The organism is Tamlana crocina, assembly GCF_012037625.1.
Genome location: NZ_JAAVJS010000096.1, coordinates 1 through 603 on the forward strand (window position 1 = coordinate 1; position 603 = coordinate 603).

Here is a 603-nt window from a genome sequence, read left to right on the forward strand (position 1 = left end):
AGGTAGACGATAAGCGGACTGCTTATAAGGGCTGCAAATCCAAAACCCATTACTGCCATTCCTGTTGCCAGGCCCGGTTTGTCGGGGAACCATTTTATAAGCGTGGCTACAGGGGTAATGTATCCTAATCCAAGTCCTATCCCGCCCAGCAGTCCATAGCATAGGTAAAGCAGGTAAATAGAACCCAGGTGCACGGCCAGACCAGATCCCGCCATACCAATTCCAAAAAAGATCGCGGTAAGCAAGCCGGAGATTTTTGGACCTTTTTTCTCAAGGAAATGCCCCAGGAATGCTGCCGAAATTCCAAGACAAAAGATCGCCAGACTAAAGCTGAATTGAGTTTCCTTTAAATTCCAGCCCAATTGCTCGACCAAAGGAGTGGTAAAAACACTCCAGGCATAAACTGAACCAATTGAAAGATGAATGCCAACTGCAGAAGCGGCAATGAGCCACCTGTTCTTAACTTTTTTCATTCGGGTCGGGAAGTTCATCAAATTGCTTGAAAAGACAAAATAAAAACACGTCCAGGAAGAGAACTATGATGAGAGTCAGCCGGACTGAGAATTTCAGGGATAATTTGCGAAAAAGGCGTAAAATATTATC

The 603-nt window shown here is 44.9% G+C and carries 1 protein-coding gene; it reads right to left on the bottom strand.

Annotated elements, in window-relative coordinates; all coding sequences use genetic code 11:
- Nucleotides 1-473 (bottom strand): MFS transporter (locus tag HC176_RS15785; RefSeq protein WP_167919952.1); only part of this gene is annotated, 473 nt, incomplete at its 3' end.
- Nucleotides 474-603 lie beyond the last annotated feature (130 nt).